At 57.1% G+C, this 21,110-nt stretch carries 23 protein-coding genes and 2 tRNA genes; 11 read left to right on the top strand and 14 right to left on the bottom strand.

What is annotated here, in order from left to right:
- Positions 1-82 precede the first annotated feature (82 nt).
- The 4 genes from F3G95_RS06750 to F3G95_RS13780 all read right to left on the bottom strand — a co-directional run bounded on the left by F3G95_RS06750 (position 83) and on the right by F3G95_RS13780 (position 2,270).
- Positions 83-469 carry a DUF2500 domain-containing protein gene (locus F3G95_RS06750; RefSeq protein WP_149794339.1) on the bottom strand — a complete coding sequence of 129 codons (387 nt, stop codon included), beginning with the start codon at positions 467-469 and terminating at the stop codon, positions 83-85.
- Between the two features lies 1 nt (position 470).
- On the bottom strand, positions 471-818 hold the full coding sequence (locus F3G95_RS06745; RefSeq protein WP_112122180.1) for a DUF6054 family protein: 348 nt from the start codon (positions 816-818) through the stop codon (positions 471-473).
- Between the two features lie 173 nt (positions 819-991).
- The gene (locus tag F3G95_RS06740; RefSeq protein ID WP_149794338.1) at positions 992-1,195 is read right to left on the bottom strand and encodes a transposon-transfer assisting family protein; all 204 of its coding nucleotides are present in this window, start codon (positions 1,193-1,195) and stop codon (positions 992-994) included.
- On the bottom strand, positions 1,185-2,270 hold the full coding sequence (locus F3G95_RS13780; protein WP_188117522.1) for a YodL domain-containing protein: 1,086 nt from the start codon (positions 2,268-2,270) through the stop codon (positions 1,185-1,187). Before F3G95_RS13780 ends, F3G95_RS06740 begins: the two co-directional genes overlap by 11 nt.
- A gap of 332 nt (positions 2,271-2,602) precedes the next feature.
- Between F3G95_RS13780 and F3G95_RS06730 the strand changes: the two genes are divergently transcribed.
- Positions 2,603-2,664: transfer RNA gene (locus tag F3G95_RS06730), tRNA-Ala, on the top strand.
- Positions 2,665-2,791: 127 nt separating this feature from the next.
- On the opposite strand, the gene F3G95_RS06725 is transcribed toward F3G95_RS06730, so the two are convergent.
- The 5 genes from F3G95_RS06725 to F3G95_RS06705 all read right to left on the bottom strand — a co-directional run bounded on the left by F3G95_RS06725 (position 2,792) and on the right by F3G95_RS06705 (position 6,275).
- Positions 2,792-3,451 (bottom strand): alpha/beta hydrolase, encoded by a 660-nt coding sequence (locus tag F3G95_RS06725; RefSeq protein WP_243130303.1) that lies wholly within the window; start codon positions 3,449-3,451, stop codon positions 2,792-2,794.
- An 82-nt stretch (positions 3,452-3,533) separates the two neighbouring features.
- The gene (locus F3G95_RS06720) at positions 3,534-4,274 is read right to left on the bottom strand and encodes a GNAT family N-acetyltransferase (RefSeq protein ID WP_149794337.1); all 741 of its coding nucleotides are present in this window, start codon (positions 4,272-4,274) and stop codon (positions 3,534-3,536) included.
- A gap of 122 nt (positions 4,275-4,396) precedes the next feature.
- Entirely contained in the window at positions 4,397-4,552 is a 156-nt protein-coding gene (locus tag F3G95_RS06715; protein ID WP_243130302.1) for a hypothetical protein, read from the bottom strand.
- A gap of 10 nt (positions 4,553-4,562) precedes the next feature.
- Positions 4,563-5,459 carry an NAD(P)-dependent oxidoreductase gene (locus F3G95_RS06710; protein WP_149794336.1) on the bottom strand — a complete coding sequence of 299 codons (897 nt, stop codon included), beginning with the start codon at positions 5,457-5,459 and terminating at the stop codon, positions 4,563-4,565.
- Positions 5,460-5,474: 15 nt separating this feature from the next.
- Positions 5,475-6,275: an aspartate dehydrogenase domain-containing protein gene (locus F3G95_RS06705; RefSeq protein WP_149794335.1), complete on the bottom strand. Its 801-nt coding sequence runs from the start codon at positions 6,273-6,275 to the stop codon at positions 5,475-5,477.
- Positions 6,276-6,614: 339 nt separating this feature from the next.
- Here F3G95_RS06705 and F3G95_RS06700 point away from each other — a divergent pair, with 339 nt between their 5' ends.
- The 7 genes from F3G95_RS06700 (at position 6,615) to F3G95_RS06670 (ending at position 12,546) form a co-directional block, all read left to right on the top strand.
- The gene (locus F3G95_RS06700; RefSeq protein WP_149794334.1) at positions 6,615-8,534 is read left to right on the top strand and encodes a hypothetical protein; all 1,920 of its coding nucleotides are present in this window, start codon (positions 6,615-6,617) and stop codon (positions 8,532-8,534) included.
- A gap of 74 nt (positions 8,535-8,608) precedes the next feature.
- Positions 8,609-9,466 (top strand): PHP domain-containing protein, encoded by an 858-nt coding sequence (locus F3G95_RS06695; RefSeq protein ID WP_149794333.1) that lies wholly within the window; start codon positions 8,609-8,611, stop codon positions 9,464-9,466.
- Positions 9,467-9,564: 98 nt separating this feature from the next.
- Complete coding sequence (locus F3G95_RS06690) at positions 9,565-9,825, top strand: TIGR03905 family TSCPD domain-containing protein (protein ID WP_149794332.1); 261 nt, start codon at positions 9,565-9,567, stop codon at positions 9,823-9,825.
- 279 nt (positions 9,826-10,104) lie between these two features.
- A tRNA-Gly gene (locus tag F3G95_RS06685) sits at positions 10,105-10,180 on the top strand.
- 72 nt (positions 10,181-10,252) lie between these two features.
- Positions 10,253-10,633 carry a hypothetical protein gene (locus tag F3G95_RS06680; RefSeq protein ID WP_149794331.1) on the top strand — a complete coding sequence of 127 codons (381 nt, stop codon included), beginning with the start codon at positions 10,253-10,255 and terminating at the stop codon, positions 10,631-10,633.
- Positions 10,630-11,544 (top strand): DnaD domain protein, encoded by a 915-nt coding sequence (locus F3G95_RS06675; RefSeq protein ID WP_149794330.1) that lies wholly within the window; start codon positions 10,630-10,632, stop codon positions 11,542-11,544. Before F3G95_RS06680 ends, F3G95_RS06675 begins: the two co-directional genes overlap by 4 nt.
- A gap of 21 nt (positions 11,545-11,565) precedes the next feature.
- Positions 11,566-12,546 carry an ATP-binding protein gene (locus F3G95_RS06670; protein WP_149794329.1) on the top strand — a complete coding sequence of 327 codons (981 nt, stop codon included), beginning with the start codon at positions 11,566-11,568 and terminating at the stop codon, positions 12,544-12,546.
- Positions 12,547-12,616: 70 nt separating this feature from the next.
- On the opposite strand, the gene F3G95_RS06665 is transcribed toward F3G95_RS06670, so the two are convergent.
- On the bottom strand, positions 12,617-12,814 hold the full coding sequence (locus F3G95_RS06665) for a hypothetical protein (protein WP_149794328.1): 198 nt from the start codon (positions 12,812-12,814) through the stop codon (positions 12,617-12,619).
- Positions 12,798-13,187, bottom strand: a complete 390-nt coding sequence (locus tag F3G95_RS06660) for a BrnT family toxin (protein WP_243130300.1) — start codon at positions 13,185-13,187, stop codon at positions 12,798-12,800. The genes F3G95_RS06665 and F3G95_RS06660 overlap by 17 nt, the downstream gene beginning before the upstream one ends.
- A gap of 200 nt (positions 13,188-13,387) precedes the next feature.
- Between F3G95_RS06660 and F3G95_RS06655 the strand changes: the two genes are divergently transcribed.
- On the top strand, positions 13,388-14,320 hold the full coding sequence (locus F3G95_RS06655) for a carbohydrate kinase family protein (RefSeq protein ID WP_149794327.1): 933 nt from the start codon (positions 13,388-13,390) through the stop codon (positions 14,318-14,320).
- 167 nt (positions 14,321-14,487) lie between these two features.
- Positions 14,488-15,858, top strand: coding sequence for a sodium-dependent transporter (locus F3G95_RS06650; RefSeq protein ID WP_149794326.1), 1,371 nt, complete (start codon positions 14,488-14,490; stop codon positions 15,856-15,858).
- A 52-nt stretch (positions 15,859-15,910) separates the two neighbouring features.
- Here F3G95_RS06650 and F3G95_RS06645 read toward each other — a convergent pair whose 3' ends face one another.
- Together F3G95_RS06645 and F3G95_RS06640 are read right to left on the bottom strand one after the other, a co-directional pair.
- Entirely contained in the window at positions 15,911-16,447 is a 537-nt protein-coding gene (locus tag F3G95_RS06645; protein ID WP_149794325.1) for a TIGR00730 family Rossman fold protein, read from the bottom strand.
- A 14-nt stretch (positions 16,448-16,461) separates the two neighbouring features.
- Complete coding sequence (locus F3G95_RS06640) at positions 16,462-17,421, bottom strand: 2-dehydropantoate 2-reductase (protein WP_149794324.1); 960 nt, start codon at positions 17,419-17,421, stop codon at positions 16,462-16,464.
- A gap of 414 nt (positions 17,422-17,835) precedes the next feature.
- On the opposite strand from F3G95_RS06640, the gene F3G95_RS06635 reads away from it, so the two are divergent.
- The gene (locus tag F3G95_RS06635; RefSeq protein WP_149794323.1) at positions 17,836-18,117 is read left to right on the top strand and encodes a hypothetical protein; all 282 of its coding nucleotides are present in this window, start codon (positions 17,836-17,838) and stop codon (positions 18,115-18,117) included.
- A gap of 181 nt (positions 18,118-18,298) precedes the next feature.
- On the opposite strand, the gene F3G95_RS06630 is transcribed toward F3G95_RS06635, so the two are convergent.
- Complete coding sequence (locus tag F3G95_RS06630; RefSeq protein WP_149794322.1) at positions 18,299-21,085, bottom strand: PT domain-containing protein; 2,787 nt, start codon at positions 21,083-21,085, stop codon at positions 18,299-18,301.
- Positions 21,086-21,110: the final 25 nt, after the last annotated feature.

Raw genomic sequence — 21,110 nt, 5'->3', positions numbered from 1 at the left:
AACTCTGTTCCAGTCGATGGTCAGCCCTTGGATAAACAGATCATTCATACAGTACTCCTTACTATATAATGTAGGAGAACGCTTAGTTCCGCTCAAACCCAAGATAGCGGGTGCCCTGAAAACTCAGTTTTCCGATGTCGCCCTGCACGAGCAGACCATAATCGCTTCCGTCCACTTCAAATTCCATCCGGTCTCCGCTTTCTACCTGAAAGGTCACATAATAGGAAGTGTAGGTGCTGGTTCTATATCCATGTGCACCAGACAAATCCCCAGCGTTTGCAGCGTCGGAATGCGAAATATCAGTTCGCTTTGCTACCACTGCTGCTGGAACAGATAGACGGGGTGAGTGGTTGTTTTTGTTCCATGTGCGAAGATTTGAAATCAGCGTAAAAATAAATAGACACATCAATCCGAAAAAGATAAGTGGGAATACTATGCTGAACACAGTGTTAAACCAGCCAAAAAACATATTACTCCTCCAAAATTTCCTCCAGCAGGTCTTTTACATCGTCCAGAAAAGATTCTTCTCCGAGGGTGTTCACCTTGAAGAACACCGCTTGACTGCCGCCCGCTGTAATTGCAGACAGCCGAATCGGGCTATCTCCATTCTGGAACATGGTCAGTGTCAGACTCAGGCGGTTGCCGCCCATCATGCTGTACCGTTCAAACACACGGACACTGCACCGGGCATCGCCCTCTTTGAAATCACTGCCTGCCTCTAAATCTGCCGACCAACTGCTGTCCGGGATTTCTTGTTCCAGCTTCCGAAGCAACTTGTCAAAATTCTTGTTTCGGATGGTCTTTTCAAAGATTGCCATAATGGTTCCTCCGTTCTGACAATTAAAAATCAGTCCCTTATTTTTGATACGAGCAGAGCCACAGGAAAATTGCGGAGAAATCGCTTGAAGAGAGGAATTTTGTCTAATTTGATTATAGCATATCTTTTGGAAGAACAAAATACTTTATGTACGCCGCCCGCAGGCGGCAAAAGTCAGTCCGGGGGAAATTCCAGTTCGGCAAACTCTGCATCGGTCAGCAGTTTCAGTTTTTCGATAACGCCCTCCGACAGTTCCCGTAGAGCGGTCTCGTCCGGCATCAGATAGCATTGCATGAGCCGCAGTTCGTGGATAAGCCCCAGCTGGGTGCCGGTGTTGTAGAGCATCATCAGCATGAGTTCCTCATGGTCAAAGTTCATGTTCAGTCCTCACTTTCCGACAGACGGTGGGATTGCACTCCGGGGCATCGCACTTCTCTTTGAGATTTTGCAGGACAGAGGTGCGTTCCGGCTGCTTGTCCAGAAAACCCTGTAAATCCTTGAAGCCGATGCTGTCCACATAATGCACAGACACCTCGCCATTGCGTTTAAGTGCGATCACATCGCTGACGGACAGGCTGTGTCCATGATAATCCGTTGGGCGGGCGCAGCTGAATTTCTGGTACAGTTGTTCCAGTAACTCCGCTTGCGGAACGCTGCGCTTTCCTTCCGGGAGATTGCCCCGGTACAGGATTTCGTAATTTTCAATGGACGGAGCAATGTTCTGCTTATTCAGATAGCGCATGGCGGCAAATCGGAGCGCAGGGTCTGCATCCTGATGCAGCTGCATGACCAGATAACAGTCGTGGCCGCTTTGCTGGAATTGCTTCATACGGTATGACTGTATCTCATTTCGGTCTGCAAGTTTCTGGGTAAACTCCTCTTGCGTGAGCGGAATGCAGTCCTTGTTCCGTAGGTTGTGGGTGTACATAATTTCGTCCCGCACTTCTTCGATCATCAGTTCGGGCGCGTCAATTTTTCCGCGCTCCAACAGGCAACAGTCGCCCTGATAGAGAGCATAATTCCATGCGCCATCCTCTGCCTGCACGGTGAGGTAATAGTCATATTCCAGATTCCACGCCCACTGCTCCTGCTGTGTCAGCGGCTCCGGCTCCACGATGGCATGACTGCGCGCCATGCGCTCTGCAAATTCACAGATGTGCTGCACTGTGGACCCAATCTTCATGTGATAGTCATCGAGATATTCGACCACCTCGGAACGCTGGTGCCCATCCGGGAAAGTCATCTGCACAACGCCGCCGTCCGGCACACGGAACAGAGCGTCATCCAGTTCAAGATATTTCCGCCCCAGTTTTTCATCCCGCAGCCTCCGGAACTCACGTTCAATTTTGTCGCGCTCACAGGCAGCCCGCTGGTAGCGAGGTGTCTTCATCAGCTCCGTCCATATTGGACGTACTATTTTGTCGTAGTAGGTCAGCATAAAATCTTTATCCATAGGCATTCTCCTTTTGAAATATGTTGGTGGGTAAAAACAAAAGCGCATCTTCCATTCATCAAGAGTGGAAGTTGCGCTTTTACGTTATATCGTATTTTATTGTGAATTGGGATGCGATACATCTGAACCCCATGTGAGTTGCATCTCAAGGGCCTGTAGCTCACTTGTCCGCCAACCATATTACGCCCCAAACTGCATCATCTTGAAAATCCGCGGCTTGGAGACCATACTTGCGAGCGAGAAAGGTCGTTTGGATGGCGGAACATTTTATACAGACGAATATACGTTGATTTTTCTTTTCTCGCAGTGCATAAGGTGTGCATAAAAGCGATATTGCTGGGAGAGCGTTCGGTTCGCATCCGAGAGGTCAAGGGTTCGAATCCCTCTAGGTCCACTTTTAGCAGCAGCGTAATTTTAACGCTGCTGCTTTTCTTTTGCGTACACATAAGTCACACGCTGGCTTTGTGACCCAGAGGGATTCGAACAGCACGGCCCTGCCGCAGGCAGGGCAAGCAACCAACTCAGTTCCCAGAACCATAAGCAGGAGAAGCGAAGCCGTCCTTATTTTCTGTTTCATTGCAGGGTCTCCTATTCTTTATCCAGTGATCCAGAAATTGCATCTGCTCTTTCGTATGAAACCAATGCTCTCCGCCCGGCATAACGGTCAGCTCTGCGTTGTTCTTTTCCGCAAAGGCTTTTATGGTTTCCATGGAGGTCAGAGCATCCTTTTCCCCATACAAAATGCGGGTAGGGATTTTCCATGAAATCGGATGCTCTCGGACATAGCAGAGATATTTCCACGACAGCGTTTCTCCAAATGTCGTGGGAATTTCCAGTTTCTCTGCAAGTTCTGCTTCGGAGACGTCAGCCCATTGCATCATGTTGCAAATCAGTTGCTCCATATCAACTACTGGAGAAATAAAATAAGCGGTATCCACCAATTTCTCATTCAACGAGGACAAAGATAAAAACGCACCAATGCTATTTGCCACCAGTGTGAGCTTCCCGCAGCGTTTCCGCACTGCCGTAAAAAATCCGGAAAATTCCTCCGTGGCTTCCCATGGAGATTGTGCGTGGTAGTCGAAACCAATTACTTCACAATTAGGGAATAGGGCTTTATAATGCTCGGCCTCTTGTGCCGAACCGCCCTTTCCGTGAACATATACAACAATTTCTTCCATATAAAATCCTCCAAAAAACGCAGCGCACCCCAATTCTATGGGCTGCACTGCGTCTGAGCGTCTAGCGTCTGGCTTGATTCAATTATTCTGCCGCCAATTTCAAAAATTTCTTGTCCGACTGGATGCTCTGGGTCACAAACTTCCCATCCCGGAACAACGCGTATGTTGTGACAGGTGCAGGCACATTCTGGGCCGTCTCCTTCTCGGTGATGTGAACGGCTTTGAACGGGATCCCATGTTCCTTTGCGACCTCCTGCACCTTTGGCACCCAATAATAGGTGTAGGGGCACTGGTCGGTATAGTAGAGGACAAAGCCGTTTTCCTCCACCTTGGGATGCTTGGCACAGTCCTTGAATTTTGGCGGCCGGGCATTCTCTGCAAGGGGCAGGCACATGAGGTTGATGCCGCAATCGGAGATGTCTGAGACCTTGAATCCCTTATGGGTCAAAAACTTGGAGTCGGCGAGAAATTCCCGTTTACGTCCCTCTGCACACAGAATGCAAACGCCGTTTTTGCCCTGCGCCTTGGCATCCCGAAGGCATTCTTCCAGCAGATCGCTGGAATAGCCGTGACCTTTCAAGGAACCGGAGACCCACAGACAGTTGATATAAAGCCAGCCTGCTGCATCAATGGGTACCCATGCGTTTTCTGCCGGGATGTACTCGATAAAGCATTTGCCGCGCTCTGCACTGCGGTAAAAAACAAGTCCCTCCTCAAAGCGCTGCTTGAGCCATTCTTTCTTGGCAAAGCTCTGTTTGCCGGACATGGCACAACAGATGTGTTCCTTGTCGATGTTTTCTTTGGTAACTCTGATATAGTCCATCGAAGCACTCTCCCCTATCTTTGTACTTTTTCATGCCTTCTCCGACACAGTTTCTTCCAGTTTTCCATCGGTGCCGCAGAGCACTTCTCCGACACAGCGACCTTTTCGTTTTTGGCTGCGGCTTACCGCATCCGTCCATCGCCGCCCATCAAGGCAGTCATTTCCTCAATATAATCCAGCGGGAACGGCGGAGCGCACAGCGGCTTCATGGCAATGCTCATGAGCTTCATGGGGTTGTCGTCTGCCGCCGCACGGTCTCCCATGCAGCGGCTTTTCAAAAGTTATAGCTTATTCTCCCAGCGCCGTCTCGATGTTCGCCAGCACCTTCTGGCTCAGCAGAACGAAAGCCTGCCTGGTGCGGCCTGCCGAGACACCCGGGCTGTGGACATTGGGCCGCCGGAAGAAGCCCTCGCTGACGGGGCCTGCGGCGGCGTAGGTATCACAGAAGAAGTGGGTGCCGGGCTTATCCAGCCACTTTTCCAGCGCGGCGGAGTCAAAGCCGGGGCCGATGGAGGTATTGAAAAGGACTTTCCCCTCCCCCAGCGCCTCGAACTCCGACTCACCCAGGAGCAGGACATTCTTGTTCAAACAGGTAAAGACCACTTCGCTCTCCCGGAGCAAAGCGTCCAACGGCTTATACTTCATGCCTGCGGCCTCGGCGTCGGGCTTATGGCTGCGGCTGTAGTAGGAGATGTCCGCGCCGAGGAAGGTCAGTGCATCGGCGATCATCCGGCCCGAGACGCCCAGACCCACGATACCCACCTTGAGGCCGTAAATCTCCACCGGCTCGTCGTGGAGCATCGGCATCCCGAAGCCGTGGAGCAGGCCGGTCAGCTCGTGGAGGACGTACTCCACCACGCCGCGGTCGCCGTAGTCCCGGATGCCCAGCACCTTGATGCCCTTTTCCCGGGCAAAGGCGATGTCCACATTGGCGCTTTCCTCCGAGTAGAGGCTGCAGCACATCCCGATGTAGCGCAGGTTCGGGCAGCGCTCGATGACGTTTTTGCCCATGCGGGAGGTATAGCTCAACAGCGCCGCGTCGGCGTCTCCGATGCGGCGAACAATTTCTTCGTCGTCGGCGGGAATATCGCGGTAAAGCTCGACCTGCTCGGCGTACTGATGCAGCGCTTCCTCTGCTGTGGGGATGAGGCTGACCGGCTCGATGGCCACCAGTTTCTTGAACATGAGGCTCCCTCCTTTTTAATAGAAGCAGACCGGCGAGGCGAGGTTGCGCAGAAGAGCCACGGCGCTCCAACCGGCGATGGCACTGGTGGACGAGCAGATGTCCACCACGGCCTTCACGCCCTCGATCTCGGCAGTGATGCAGTGGTCGTCGCCCACCCAGCCGGGTACGGAGTGCATGGTCACGCCGGTGATGTCGGGGCCGGTGGTGGCCAGCGAGGTGGCCACAGCGACGTTGACCCGGCGCGGGAAGGTTGCGATGGCTTCCTTGGCGCTGCCGGTGAAAACGGTAGTCTTCTCGGTGTCGGTCAGCAGATGGTCGGCCCAGACGGGGGTGTTGCGGAAGCCCTTCGCACCGGTGTGGGTCTCGATGCCGGCCTTCTCGTCCAGCTTCAGGGCCTCGGCCATGAGAGTGACGGTCTGCAGCACATCGAAGCCGCCGATGGCGCCGCTGGCCAGATGCACCTTTGCGCCGCCCTCCCGGGCCGCCTGCTTGACCTCTTCATAAAACGCAAGATCCGCAAATGCACCGATGGACAGCACCACGAGGTTCACGCCCCGGCGCAGCACCGGAACGGCCATTGCACGCACCGCTTCCACCGAAGCGGCTTCCACGATGTATTCTGGCTCCAGCGCCAGCAGAGCGTCCACGTCCGCGCAGGCCGCACACCCCACGCTTGCCGCCGTCTTCTCTGCCGAAGCGAAGGTGCGGCTGGTGACGCCCACCAGCTCGTAGTCTTCCAGCAGGCCCTTCTTCCACGCATCGGCCACGATATTGCCGAGGAAACCACAGCCCACGATGCCAAATTTCGTTTTCATGTTTCCGTTTCTCCTTTTTCCCGCCGGGTTGGCGGATTTTTCTTTTCCAGTATACCATGCCTTGTGCAGAAAAGCAAAAGCCGGCATTTTTCATAGTTTTTTGTCATTCACGCACAAAAAGCAGCATTTCACGCAGGTTTGCTTGCTTACTTCCCCAGAAGTGCTATAATTGTATCAATCAAACGTCCATATTTTTTCAACATCCAAAGGAGGTTTTTGTATGCTGTCTTATCGTAAGCTTGCGATGCGTGTTCTGGGTCGCCCCCTCCATACGGGGGGGGTATCAATTCGCCTCGTCCGGCCTCTCAGCGGGCAGCAGCGTTTATCCTGACCGCCGCAATGCTCACCACCCTTGCCGCCCCGGCCTTTGCAGGGACATGGTACATCGAAAATGGTGACATTACGATTTCGGCAGGCGAGACCGGCAACGACGTCACCCAGAACAATAAGACCACCTACGGCGACACCGGCACCATCATCACCGGCACGTCGGATGAGAACACCGTGACCATCGAGGCCAAAGATAAGGACGATAAGGTCGAGGTCACGCTCAAGGATGTGAACATCGAGGCTACTGGCGGCAAGGCCGCCGTGAGCGTGACCGGCAGCGGCAATACCACGATTGAGCTGGATGGCGACAACAAACTCTCTGGTAGTGGTGCACACGCCGCCCTTGAACACAACCAGACCGTAGACAGCGAAAGAAATGTGACCAGCGGCAAGCTGACCATTCAGGACGACAATGATAAAGCTGGCAGTCTGACTGCCACAGGCGGCATCCAAAACGGTGCTGGTATCGGTGCTGGTGGTTACGGCGTAAGTTCTGGCAAAATCGAAATCACTGGTGGTGACATTACAGCCGTCGGTGGAAAAAGTGCGGCAGGCATTGGCGGCAGCGGCTATCGAGGCAACGCCGATATTACCATAAGCGGCGGCACTATCCGCGCCACGGGCGGCGATCAAGCCGCAGGCATCGGCGGCGGTACTTCTGGAAACGGCAAAGTCACTATCACTGGTGACGCCGTTATCGAAGAATCCATTGGCGGTTCCTCTGGCGCGGGCGCAGGCAATGCTACCGGCGGCGCTGGCATCGGCGGCGGTGCAAACGGACACGGTACGATTGACATCTCCGGCAATGCTCAGGTCAAAAACGCTTTGGGCAAAGACGGCGGCGCTGGCATTGGCAGCGGCTATGAGGGCGATGGCAACGTGAATATTTCCGATAACGCCACCATTGAAAATGCAGAAGGCGGCAAATTCGCCGCTGGTATTGGCGGCGGCTATCGTGGTGATGGCAACGTGACCATCTCCGGTAACGCTAAAATCGATAATGTCTCTGGCGGTAAGCAAGCTGCCGGAATCGGCGGCGGCTCTTTTGGCGACGGCACGATAATCATCAAAGATAATGCAATGATCGGTACCGCTGCGGGCGGCAACTATGGCGCAGGTATTGGCGGCGGCGCGCTCGGTGTCGGTGACGTGACCATCGAAGGCAATGTCACCATCAAAGATGCACGGGGCGGCTCGAACGCCGCTGGCATTGGCGGTGGGTACGGTGCAAAAAACGACAAAGACGGCAACGGCAACCAGATCACCATCAAGAGCAACGAGAGCGGCGCACCCACTGTGAACGCGACCGGCGGCGTGTCGGATGTAGACAGCGATACCGGTGAAACGATTCCCGGCGGTGCAGGCATCGGCAGCGGCTTAGGCGACGCCAAGGCCGACATCACCCTCGAGGGCAAAGTGACCATCGCTGCCAAGGCGGGCGAGGGCAATGCCGCCATCGGCGACATGAACGGCGAGCAGGAGTTCAACGGCCTTGCTGAGGGCAGTTCCATCACCCGCTACGACTCCAAGGGCAATGACACCACCCTCCCCACCGACCCCGGCTACCCCGTCCCTGCGGACACCTCCTCTTCCGGCGGCGGCTCTGCGGGCGCCTCTGTGCAGGAGTCGGTCTTCCCGGGCCTCGTCGTCACCGACAAGGACGGCCAGCGCATCTCCTACACGAGCACCCAGAGCGGCAATACCCTCACCGTCTGCGTCGGACGGTTCACAGCCTCCTTCCGCATCTCGCTGGCCGCGCTGCGTCAGCTGCGGGCTGAGGGCATCGAGACCATCACCTTCCAGACCATCCTCTGCTCCACCACCCTCTCGGTGGACGAGCTGCTGGCCATGGGCGGCGAGGACGCCGAAGTCGTTCTCACCCACCACATCCGTTCTTCCACGCTCACGGTGGGCGGCAAGGCCGTGTAAGGCTCCCTTGTTCCCCGATGATTTTTGTGGTACACTAATCGCAGAAATCTGTAAAAATCGAGGGAAAGTAACTTATGGCTGGCGACCTTCATACTCATTCCACCTGTTCTGACGGCTCTGTCCCCATCCACCGCCTGCCCCTGATGGCAGCGCGGCTGGGGCTGAGCGCTCTGGCCCTTTCTGACCACGATACCACACTCAGCGCCCAGTACGCCTACGACCACCCGGTGCAGGACGGCGTGCGGCTCATCCCCGCCGCCGAGCTCACCGGCTACGACTTCGAGCGCAGCCACCGCGTCCACCTGCTGACCTTCTGGCCCGACCTCGACTGCCCTGCCCTGCGCCGGCACTGCGACATCATGCGCCAGCGCCGCAACGAGTGCGCTCTGCAGAGCTGCCGGGAGATCGAGGCGCTGTACCCCCAGTTCCGCACCGAGCAGGCGCTGGAATATGCACAGGACAGCGGCGTCCTCTTCAAGAGCGGCATCATGCAGGCGCTGCAGCAGCTGGGCCTGTGCGACGGCATCTACACCGGGCTTTATCACGAGTTGTTCGGCTGGGAGCCGCGGGGCAAGTGCCTCCACTCCCCCACTTACCCTCCGGTGCGGGAGGTGCTGGCCACGGCAAAGGCCGCCGGAGCCGTGGTGGTGTTCGCCCACCCGACGGTGTACAAGAGTATGCCTCTGCTGCGGGAACTGGTGGCCGAAGGGGCCATCGACGGCATCGAGGTGCATCACCCCCGCAACAGCCCCGAGGACAGGGCCGAGTGCGCTGAGCTCTGCAAGAAGCACGACCTCATCGTCACCGGCGGCAGCGACTTCCACGGCGCGAACCACGGCAAGCCCCACCCGGTGGGTGCCTGCGTCACCGAGGACGACCAGATCGCGCGCATCGAGGCACTGGCCCGCAAGCGCCGGGGCGGCGCTCTGTGACCGGGTCACATTGACTTCCTCGTCTGACAAGTATATAATAAAAATGCTATGCGAGTCCGCTCGCCTGTCAGTCGGATATAAAGAGAGGAAGTTTGAATATGAGCAAGTCTTTCAGCTACCCCAACAAGGGTACCTGCTCCAAGGAGACCCACATCGTGCTGAACGATGACCACACCATCGAGTCCATCGAGGTCATCGGCGGCTGCAACGGCAACCTGAAGGGCATCAGCCGCCTGCTCAAGGGCATGAAGGCTGAGGACGCCATCGCCCGCATGGAAGGCACCACCTGCGGCCCCCGCCCCACCAGCTGCCCTGACCAGATCGCCCAGAACCTCAAGCGCGCTCTGGCTGAGCTGTAATTCACAGTCCGTTCAAAAGACCACCGTTCTGCCCTTATTTCCTGCGGGCAGAACGGTGGTCTTTTTTGTTTATCGCAATTTTCAAAAATAGTGCCTATCGAAACGGCATCTTTGCGATAGGCAATTCAACGCTGTTGCTGTTGCATTAAAAAGTTGAATTGCTATAAAGTAAAATTTGATCTTCTACGCTGCCGACAGAGGAGTTTCTGGTTCCGACCAAAATCGAGCCAAAAAGCGGTTGACAAAACCCGCGTCCTTTGCTACAATAAATGAGTAAACGCAGGGTTAGCTCATCCGGTAGAGCGACTGCTTCCCAAGCAGTAGGCGGCGGGTTCGAGTCCCGTATCCTGCTCCACAAAAAGAGCGCTGATTCGTCAAGAATTGGCGCTTTTATCATTTCAGCAAGTCTAAAATTGAGAGGGACGTCATGATTTTTGTACCCCTTCTGCACTATTTCAAGTGCAAGAATCAATACAGCGGCAGCGAAGACGGGATGCGCTATCTGCTCTCGCCCGGCAAGCGCAGCGTGCCTGACCCGGACGGCGGCGAGGGCGCACAGAAAGAGGAAGCCATCCTCACGGTGGACATCTGGCCCGATCCCTGGGCGCTGGACCGCACAGACCCCGCCCTGCGTCGGCAGATGGTCTTTCCGCTGACGGACGAGGGCCGGGCCGCAGCGGCAGAGTATCTGTCCTCTGCCTACAGCACTGACCTGGCGCTCTGGAAGCAGCGGCCCTCCATCCTGGACTGTGAGCCCTGGTCACCGCCGCCGAAGGACGAGGACGCAGAAAGCGGGGAAAGCAAATGATATACCGTCTCAAAGAGCTCAAGGGCGACACCATCCCGGTGCCGCAGCTCATCTTTTCCAAGCTGGGCATCGCCGAGGAATACAACGTCCGGGTAGCGCTGTATGTGCTGGCCACCGGCGTCACCGACCCCGAAAAAATTTGTGCCGACCTTAAACTGCGCAGCCGCATCTCAGCCGAAAGCGCCCTCTCCTTCTGGGCCGGTGCGGGGCTTCTCGAGCGCTACGACGAGAACGCCGCGCCGGGAGCAGAGCCCTCTGCTCCTGCCCCCATGACCTGGGCGGAGATCGCCGCCGCAAGCCGCACCGACCCCATGATCTCGAGCCTCATCGACTGCGCTCAGACCGGCTTTGCCCGCCCGCTGACCCACAGCGAGATGGAAAAGCTGGTCAACCTCTACGTGCAGGAGGGTTTTGCCCCCGAGACCGTCATGCTCTGCGTGGCCTATGTGGCCAGCCGGGGCAAGCGGACGATGGCCGCCGTCCTCCACGAGCTGAAAGTCTGGCGGGCCGAGGGCGTGGAGACCGGCGAACAGGCCGACGCTCACCTCAAGCTGCTGGCCCTCCGCCAGACCCGGGAACAGTATGTTGCCTCCCTGCTGGGCATCCCGGACAGCGAGCTCACCCTCGGCGGGCGGAAAGCCATCGCCCGGTGGTATGAGGTCTACGGCTACGACGATGCCATGGTGCAGGAGGCCGCTGTGCAGGCCGGGCCGAAGCGCGACCTGTGGTACTGGAACAGCATCCTCAAAACCTGGAACGCCAAGGGGCTGCGCAATATCCACGATGTGCGCACTCCGGTGGCCGCTGCCGGAGCCAGCCGGAACATCCGGGTGGACCGCGAGACCCCCAGCGGCAACGACTTCCTCAAGAACGCTGCCCGCCGCCGCACCCTCAAGAAAAAGTCCGAGTGACCCCCGGCATAAGGAGACACTATGCGTACCAAAAACGAACTGTATCAGGAAGCCCTGCGCACCGTCGCCCGCCGTCGTCAGACCGCACGGGCCAAGGCGGAGGACGCCCGCGCTGAGGCCGAGGCTGCTGTCCCCGGGCTGCGCCACGCCGAAGAAGAGGTGCGGGTGCGGGGCATCCGCTGCGCACTGGCCGGTGCGGCGGGCAAGGACCGCACCGATGCCGCTGCGGCCCTCACCGATGCCCGCAAAAAGCTGGCCGACCTGCTGGCCTCCAGCGGCCGTCCCGCCGACGCACTGGAGCCGCACTTCACCTGCAGGCTCTGCGAAGACACCGGCATTGTGGACGGACACACCTGCAGCTGCGTCCACAAGGTGATGCAGCAGCTCCGCCGGTCGGAGATCGAGGCTCTGTCCAGCCTCTCCATTTCCAGCTTCGATACCATGGAGCTGCGCTACTACCCCGCCCGGATGGACGCCTCCCTCGGCGAGCCGGTGCGGAGTTATATGTCCACCCTTCTGGACGACCTGCGCGGCTACGCCGACGAATTCGACACCACCAGCGAGAGCCTGATGCTCCTCGGCAACGCCGGTCTGGGCAAGACCCATGCCGCTCTGGCCATCGCCGGAGAGGTGCTGGAAAAGGGCTTCGACGTCATCTATGTGTCCAGCCCCGACTTCTTCTCGAAGCTCGAGGCCCTGCACTTCGGCTCCGACCCCGCCGGGGAGGAAGAGATGCTCCTGCGCACCGCCGCCGGGGCCGACCTGCTCATCCTCGACGACCTGGGTTCCGAGTTCAACTCCAGCTTCCTCATCAGCACCCTTTACAGCCTGCTGAACAACCGTCTGGGCGCGAAGCTGCCCACCATCGTCACCACCAACATCACCGACGGCGCTCTGCTGGAAAAGCTCTACACCGAAAAAATCTCCAGCCGCCTCTCCTCTTTTGTCCCCTTCCTCTTTATGGGCGACGATATTCGGGCGCAAAAGGCAGAAGAAGCGTAAATTCACACATTTCATATGCAAAAAGCACCTGCTCACAGCTTTCGCCGTGAGCAGGTGCTTTTCTATCTCTTTATGCTCCGTGAGCATCCAAACGCTTTCGCGGCGGGTTCACACGCCGGAATTTCAGCGCTTTTTCCGGTGTAACTTCCGGGCAGTCCTCATCGAAGGTGATCGGCATCTTTCTGGCACGCTCAAGCTCTGCCAGCTCTTTTTCCGTAAATGCCAGTTCTTTTTCCAGTCTGGATGTCATATCATTCGCATTTACCATAATAAAGCCCCCTTTCAAAGTTGGTTGCCAGTCGGGCTGAGATCAGTCGCGTCACGTCTGTTTTCTCACCATTTTCCTCTACGCGAATCCTTTCTGTGTAGACAACGAACAAAATATCATTTGCCTGCCCGATGAGAGTGTTTCCCCCTCCCTGCCGGAGCATTCCCGCAGAGGTGTCGCCTATCGTGTCGTACCGATTTTCCTCTTCACTGTGCTCTTCATCAAACAGCTCGATGCGGTCGTAGTCAAAAAACACACGGGCTGCACTCTTAAAGGAAATGCCATGCTTGCAGATATTCGTCTGATTCTTCTGCTCGTCATATTCAAAACACATTCCGCCCAGTGTAAAGCTGACCTGCCGTTCGTCGTCCATCGCACTTTTCTCCGCCATTTGTTTTGGAACACCGTTCTTTTCTTTATATTACCACAATCATATGCCTTTCGCAAGCCGCTCCGGCGCCTTCCTATCTCTAAAACAATCGACAAAGAAATGTAAAAAAGATGGATTCTCCCTGTAAAATACGCTATAATGGAAATAAAAAAGAGCTTTTATTCAGGAAAGGAATTTCAAATATGGGAATCGTAGTCATCGGCGCAGTTTTCGTGGACATCAAGGGCTATCCCCTCTCCACCTACATCCCCGGCGGACGGAACGCCGGCCGCATTGAACAGGTGCATGGCGGTGTGAGCCGGAACGTGGCGGAGGACATCGCCAATGTGGAGCTGCGCCCCACCTTCGTGGGTCTGGTGGACGACACCGGCATGGGCCAGGACGTCATCGACAAGCTGGACAACCACAAGGTCAACACCAGGTACATCCAGAAGGTCCCCGATGGCATGGGGACATGGCTGGCCATCTTTGACAACGACGGCGATGTCCACGCTGCCATCTCCAAGCGCCCTGACACCACCCCGCTGACCACCCTGCTGGAGGAGAAGGGCGACGAGATCTTCAAGGACTGCGACGCCATCGCCATCGAGTTGGACCTGGAGAAAGACACGGTCAAGCAGGTGCTCCGCTATGCCAGGAAATACAACAAAAAGGTCTTTGCCGCAGTCTCCAACATGAGCATCGCCATGGAGCGCCGCGACTATCTGCAGCAGATCGACTGCTTCGTCTGCAACCAGCAGGAGGCCGGTCTGCTCTTCTCGGACGACTATGAGCATCTCGCCCCCAGCCAGATGGCTCAGGTACTGGCCCGGAACGTCCACAGCGCCAACATGACCAGCATGGTGGTGACCATGGGCGGTCAGGGTGCCGTGTACGCCAAGCACACCGGCGAGTGCGGCGTCGTACCCGCCAAGAAGGTGGACGTCATCGACACCACCGGCGCAGGCGACGCCTTCTTTGCCGGTACGGTCATCGGCCTGACCTACGGCAAGAATCTGGCCCAGTCCTGTGAGATCGGCAGCCGCCTGGCCGCGTCGGTCATCTGCATCACAGAGAACGTCTGCCCCCGTTTCCGCCCGCTGGAATTCGGGCTGGATGTGCCGGTAGTGGACTGAATCTGTATCTTCAAGCGCAGAGGTCTCTGGGCCTCTGTGCTTATTTTTTAATGCTGCCGTTCGATTCTTTCGATGCATTTCGCGGTTTTTATCGGGAAATCTGTTGAATCCCACCTGCGGCAGTGTTACACTGGACTTATTCAAATTTTTGAAAAGAGGAGAATCTAATGAACCAAAATCAACACAAGCGAAGCGCCTTTTCGGGCAAGATCGGCTTTGTCCTCTCGGCGGCAGGCGCTTCGGTAGGCCTCGGCAATATCTGGCGTTTCCCCTACCTCGCAGCAAAGTACGGCGGCGGCATTTTCCTGCTCATCTACATCATCCTCGCCTTCACCTTCGGCTACACCATGATCGTGGCCGAGACGGCGCTGGGCCGGATGACCAGGAAAAGCCCGGTGGGCGCATTCGCCGCCGTCCGCAAGGGCGGGCGCTCCTTCGGCGGCTGGATAAACGCCATCATCCCCATCCTTATCGTGCCTTATTACTCGGTCATCGGCGGCTGGGTCATCCGGTATCTGGCCGACTACGTCAGCGGCCACGGCAGTGAGCTGGCCACAGACGGCTACTTCTCGGCCTTCATTTCCAGCGGCGCTTCGGCGGAGATCTGCTTTGTCATCTTTACCATCTTCACCCTTGCCATCATCTTTGCAGGCGTGCGCAACGGCGTGGAGCGGGTCTCCAAGGTAATGATGCCCATTCTCGTGGTGCTGTCCGTCATCATCGCGGGCTACTCCGTCACCCGCCCGGGTGCGCTGGAGGGCGTGAAGTATTTCCTCGTGCCGAATCTCTCCAACTTCTCCTGGATGACCGTCGTGACCGCCATGGGGCAGATGTTCTACTCCCTCTCCATCGCAATGGGCATCCTCGTCACCTTCGGCTCCTACATGAAGAAAGATGTCTCCATCGAGGAGTCCACCGAGAACGTGGAGATCTTCGACACGGCCATTGCCATCATGGCGGGCCTGATGATCATTCCGGCGGTCTTCTCCTTCTCGGGCGGTGACCCGGACACCCTGCAGGCCGGCCCGGCCCTCATGTTCATCACCATCCCGAAGGTCTTTGAGAGCATGGGCCTCGGCACCGTGGTGGGCATCCTCTTCTTCACGCTGGTGCTTTTCGCCGCCGTCACCAGCTCCATCGCCCTGACGGAAAGCGCCGTCTCCACCTTCGAGGACGAGCTGGGCTGGAACCGTAAGCAGGCCACCGTCCTCATCGGCATCATCATGCTGGTGCTGGGCAGTCTGTCGGCTCTGGGCTACGGCCCTCTGGCCCGGTTCACGGTCTTCGGGATGCAGTTCCTTGACTTCTTCGATTTCCTCACCAACTCGGTCATGATGCCCATTGCAGCCATCACCACCTGCCTGCTGGTGTCCCGGGTCATCGGTGTAGAGAAAATCGAGGAAGAGGTCACGCTGGAAGGCAAGCCCTTCCGCCGCAAGCGCATCTTCAACTTTATGATAAAGTACCTCTGCCCCATCTTCGCGGCCATCATCCTCATCAGCTCGGTGGCAAACGCTCTGGGCGTCATCTCCATGTAAGCAGACAGTATAAAAAGCGCTGGAAGCCTTTACACCGCTTCCAGCGCTTTTCTTATGCCCGTTTCAGGATGCTCTTTATCTCGTCCAGATTCTTTACAAAATAAATGCCGCTCTGCCGCTCGGGGCTGGACAGCCCCATCTCGACCATGTGGGCCAGCAGAGCTTTCAGGCCGGCGTAGTAGCCGTCGAGGTCATAGAGGATGCAGGGCGCGTCCAGATGGCCCAGCGAGACCTTGGACATCACCTCGGCGATCTCTTCCAGCGTGCCGGTGCCGCCGGGGAACGCGATAAAGGCGTCGCCCAGCTCGATCATTCTGGTCTTGCGCTCGGTCATGTCCTGCGTGACGATGAGTCTGGTCAGGCCGTCATACTGCACCTCAGAGTCGATGAAGAACTGCGGCTCGACGCCGGTCACTTCGCCGCCCGCCGTCAGAACGCTGTGGGCCAGACGCCCCATCAGGCCGCTGCGGGAGCCGCCGTAGACCAGCGCGTTCCCGCTCTCGCCGATCCAGCGGCCCAGTTCCTCCACCGCCTGTTTCAGGGCCGGGTCGCTGCCCTCATTGGCCCCCAGATAGACCGTAATATTCATCTGCATTTCTCCTGTCACTTTGCCCATGTCATTTCCTGATTCGGGCCGGTATAATCAAACTTACCGTCGTTCTTTTCTTCCAGCGCTTTTATCATGTGATACGCAAACTCATTGTAGGGCGTCGGGATGCCCAGCTCTTTGCCCATCCGGATGAGCGCACCCGAGAACATATCGATTTCGGTATGGCGTCCGGCGTCGAGGTCTTGCAGCGTCGAGTAGCGGGCCGAGGGCTTGACGGCACAGCCCTTGCCGGACACGGCATCCACCTTCTGCATATCAATGCCTTTGGCTGCGGCAACGGCTTCCAGCTCACGGCGGAGACCGTCGCTGATGGCCTTCATATGGACGCTGTCACGGTAGCAGCCTACGCCTGCGCCGAGGATGGCCTGGGGCAGGTTGTTGCAGACATTGAGGCGGAACTTGCTCCACATCTCTTCCCGGATGCAGTCGGTGGCCCGGAAGTGCAGCTCTGTGCCGCCGAACAGGGCCTCCACGGCCTTGACGCGGGGGCTGTCGCAGGGCGGCTCCTTCTCGCCGAAGATGATGCCAACGGTGGTCGCCGGGTCAAAATGGAAGCCGTCCGCCTCCTTGTGGGACGCCACTTTGATGAGGGAGTAAAGCAGATGCTCCCCACCCACGGCAGAGGCAATGATGTCCTCGCTGTCCACGCCGTTCATCAGGCTCATGATGGTGGTATGGGGGCCGGTGACGGCTTTGATGCTGTCCAGTGCGCCGGGCAATGCGCCGTATTTCAGGCAGACGATGAGAAGGTCGGCGTCATGCGCCTCCTGCGGCGTCCAGACCGCCGGGCGGTAGATTTTGCCGTTGATGGCACAGCCATCCTTCTTCAGACGCTCGCCGTGCGGGCCATCGGCCACCACGCCAAGCTCAATGTCCCTGCGGGCCGAAAGCCCCCAGATCACGTAGGAGCCGACCGCACCGGCTCCCAGAACTGCCACTTTTTTGATGTCCATATCGTTCCACCTCAATATCATCCGCATGATTTGCGGGATCCATTTCTGCTTAGCGATATTATACCATGAACGCAGTGAAATGGTATCATTGCGCATCCAAAGCCGGTTGCCACGCAGCTCCGCAGGAGCAAGCGGCGAGGCGCTGCGCATAAAACTAGAATATCGCGTTAGCGATATTATACCACGCTTTTCTCTTTCGGAAAAGCCCGGAGTGTTTCGTTTTTGCACGTCAAAAATCCTTGACTTTTGGAGAAAAGTTATAACAAAAGTGTAGAATCTCTCTGGCAAATAGAATCTTTGCCAAAAAAGGGCTTGATTTTTTTCGAAAACGGACTAGAATATCTTTTTGCGGAAAGGTTTCACCTGTACAGCCTTCCGCGAAACTGTTTTTTCAAAAGTAAGGAGATTTTCGATATGAAACTCAAGAATGTTTGTGTTACCGTTGCTGCTCTGGTCCTGGCTGTCAGCATGACTGCCTGCGGCAGCTCTTCTTCTACTGCTGCTTCTACCTCTGAGGCTGCTTCTGCTGCCGCTCAGTCTGAGGCTGCTTCCACCTCTGCCGTGGCCGAGGAGAACAGCGCTTCCTCCGAGGCTGCAAGCGAGGCTGCATCTTCTGAGGCCGCATCCGAGGTCTCCAGCGAGGCTGCATCTTCTGAGGCTGCTTCCTCCGAGGTCGCTTCTTCCACTGCCGCCTGAGCTTGCCCGGCAGCACCCCCCAAAGCATGAGCAAAGGCTCCGGCCTCGCCCCCACCGGGCAGGCCGGGGCCTTTTTTTGCCCTGCGGCGCAAAGAGACCCCCGGCACCCTGCGGAAGGTGCCGGGGGTCTTGCAATATGGAGGTGGGGGGGCCATGCGGAGAGCCCCGCCGCCGGGGATGGTTAGTCTTTCACCAGTTCGCTGTGGTCTGCCTCCACCAGCAGCAGGGTGGGCTCTTCGGCCCCACGGTGGGTGAGGTAGAACACCTCGCTGCCGCTGCCCTGTGCCAGCAGGTCGTTGATGACAAAGCTGCTGGTCTGGCCATTGGTGACGAACTGGATGGTCTGTGCGCCGTGGTCCTGCAGGTAGCGCAGGGTGTCCAGGTCGCCGGTAAGGGTGGCCGTGTCGTAGGCACCGGTGTAGGTGCGCAGGGTGCCGTTCTGGTTCACGGTAAAGGGCTGGTCCATGCCCTCAGCGTCCACCACCCGCAGCTCAAGGGCGCTGTTGGTGTTGAAAGGCTGGCCCTCGGTGGCACCGCACTTGGTGCAGGTGTGGGTGCCGTCGCCGTTGTCCTTCCAGTGGTGGCCGGTGGCGGGGGTCGTTCTGGTCTCCACATGGCTGTGGTCACGGTTGCAGTAACGGGTCTCCACGCCCTCTTTGGTGCAGGTGGCGGGGGTGGTCACTTTCCATTCGCCCCAATCATGTGCGTCGGGGTCAATAGCTGTATTCTCCGTCCACTGTTCGGTGTGCTCCGGGTTGACAGCGCTGTTATTGCTCTCAAAGCTCTCAAAGGTGCATTTGTACGTTTTGCTGCCGGGGGTAGTGCAGGTAGCGGCGGTTTCACTCACCAGCTCTTTCTTGCAAAGGTTCTTGCTATGGACGATCTTCTGCAGTACACCATTGTAGTCAGTATACCACAGCTCTGTATTATCGCCAATAGTATTTACAAGACCCCCTGCTGTGGGGTTACTTCTTGTGCCCACCGCAGCCTCGTCATTGAACATGTTCTCTGTGATATACCTGCTACCAGACGAAGACCTCCCCTTCATTTTAAGTAAGACGTTGTTGCCGATCTTGACCTCGGTGCCGGAAATTGCACCATACAATCCAGATAATACACTGTTCTTGCCGATCTCCACTTTTCCGTTTTCTCCGCCGTCAATGGTCACCTTGACCGTTCGGTCTGCAGAGCTGTACATAGTGACGCCGCCGATAGCGGAGCTTGAGGTGGGCGAATTGCCCACGAACGCAGTATCCTCTGTATCAATCGCAGCATTGTCCTTTATGGTGACCTCTACATTCCCGTTTTCACTTCCAATCGCCACAAAATTTACAGTGCTTGCCGTCCGGATGGTCGCATGGCCCTGAATGGTGACTTTGGTATCTTTTCCACCATTGCCAATGGCAGCTCCGCCGCATCCGGTTGCCGTCACATGGACATCTTCCTTCTCTGCCGTAGCGCCATCCGTGCCAATGGTCACCTCGCCATTTCCACCCGACGCAGCACCGATGGCGGCACCACTGCCAGTGTTCTTTGCAACGACCGTTGCATGGTCACGGATCACAATATTTTTGGCCTCAGTAATCTTGGAACACGCGTAGCCGCTGCCGACGCCGCCGCCGATGGCAGCTCCTCCGCATCCGGTTGCCGTCACCTTGGAATAACCCTGAATGATGATGTTCTCCGCATCCCCATCACAACTAATGCCAGTGGATCCACCGCCGATACCGGCTCCGGTCTTCCCGCCGTCTGCCGTAACATTGGCATGGCCCTGGATGGTGATATTGCTGCCTTTTGCGCCAGCGCCGCCACCGATGCCGGCTCCATTATTATCCTTTGTATTTGCTTTTACCGTTGCATACCCTTCGATGGTGATATTCTCCGTGGCTTGACCGTAATTTCCACCAATAGCAGCACCTCCACCGGAAAGACTGTTACTTCTGTAACATCCTCCTTCTGCCCTCAGGCTTCCGGAGGTCTCTGTTTCCTCCTTTGCGGTAATGTTCTCGCCCTTGTCGCTGGTCTCATCCGTAATGGTCAGGTTTCCGCTGCCCTTTTTGCTCAGGCCCGCCCAAAAAACACATTTACTGCTGTCCAGAACATTCTGGCCGTCCAGCTCAATTTTGGTATTTCCGGTACCCTGTACCTCTGCTGCCGACACGCTGTGGTGAGTGTCAAACAAAACGTCCGTTGTTCCGTCCGCATATTTGCTGTTGGTATCCGATTCGATATTCACATTGCTGAGCCGGATATTCAGCACCTTCTCAGCCCAATCGTTGATGACCCGGATGACGTTTTTAGTGGGTTTTTTGGCGCTGCCCTCTGCCGGGGTCGTAGTGGCGGGATCAGCCGCCGGGGTGGCGGTGGGGGCGGCGGCCAGAGTGGTCTCATTGGTCTTTGCCGCAGGGGCGGCAGAGGTGGGGGCGAGTTTCGTGGCCTGCTGCTCCGGATTCGGGTCTGCCGGGTCGTACTCGTACACCACATCCTTCTTGGGATTCTCCGTGGGGTCGTCCGTAGGATTCTCTGCGGGAGTCGCCGTGGGGTTGTCCGTGGGGTTCTCTGTGGGGTCCTTACCCTCCTCAGAGTCCTCCTCTTCCTCGCTCAGGGTAAAGGCATCGTCCGGGTCAGGCTGGCTCTCCCCGGCAGCGTCCGCAGGCCCGGCTGCTTCCTGCGTGGCGGGGGTGGCGGCAGGGGCTACCGCAGGGGTCGCCGCAGCACGGTCAGCATCCTTCAGGGTGGTATCATTTTCGTCGGTGCCGTCCTTGATCACGATCTCGTTGTCCCTATCTATGTAGGCGATTCCGTTCTGAATCACATGTACATGCTCGCCGTCCGTACTCGTTACTACGTCAATGCTGCCTTTGCCGATATAGTAAGTACCCGCAAAGGCCGGGGCTGCAATGGACGTAACAATCGACATGATGGCTGCCGTAGACAGCACCCGCAAAGCTAAATCTTTTCGCTGCATACAAAATCCTCCCTGTTGTACATTC

This window comes from Faecalibacterium sp. Marseille-P9312 (assembly GCF_902497445.1).
Taxonomy (GTDB): Bacteria; Bacillota; Clostridia; order Oscillospirales; family Ruminococcaceae; genus Faecalibacterium; species Faecalibacterium longum.
This window is presented reverse-complemented; position numbering and strand designations above follow the sequence as displayed.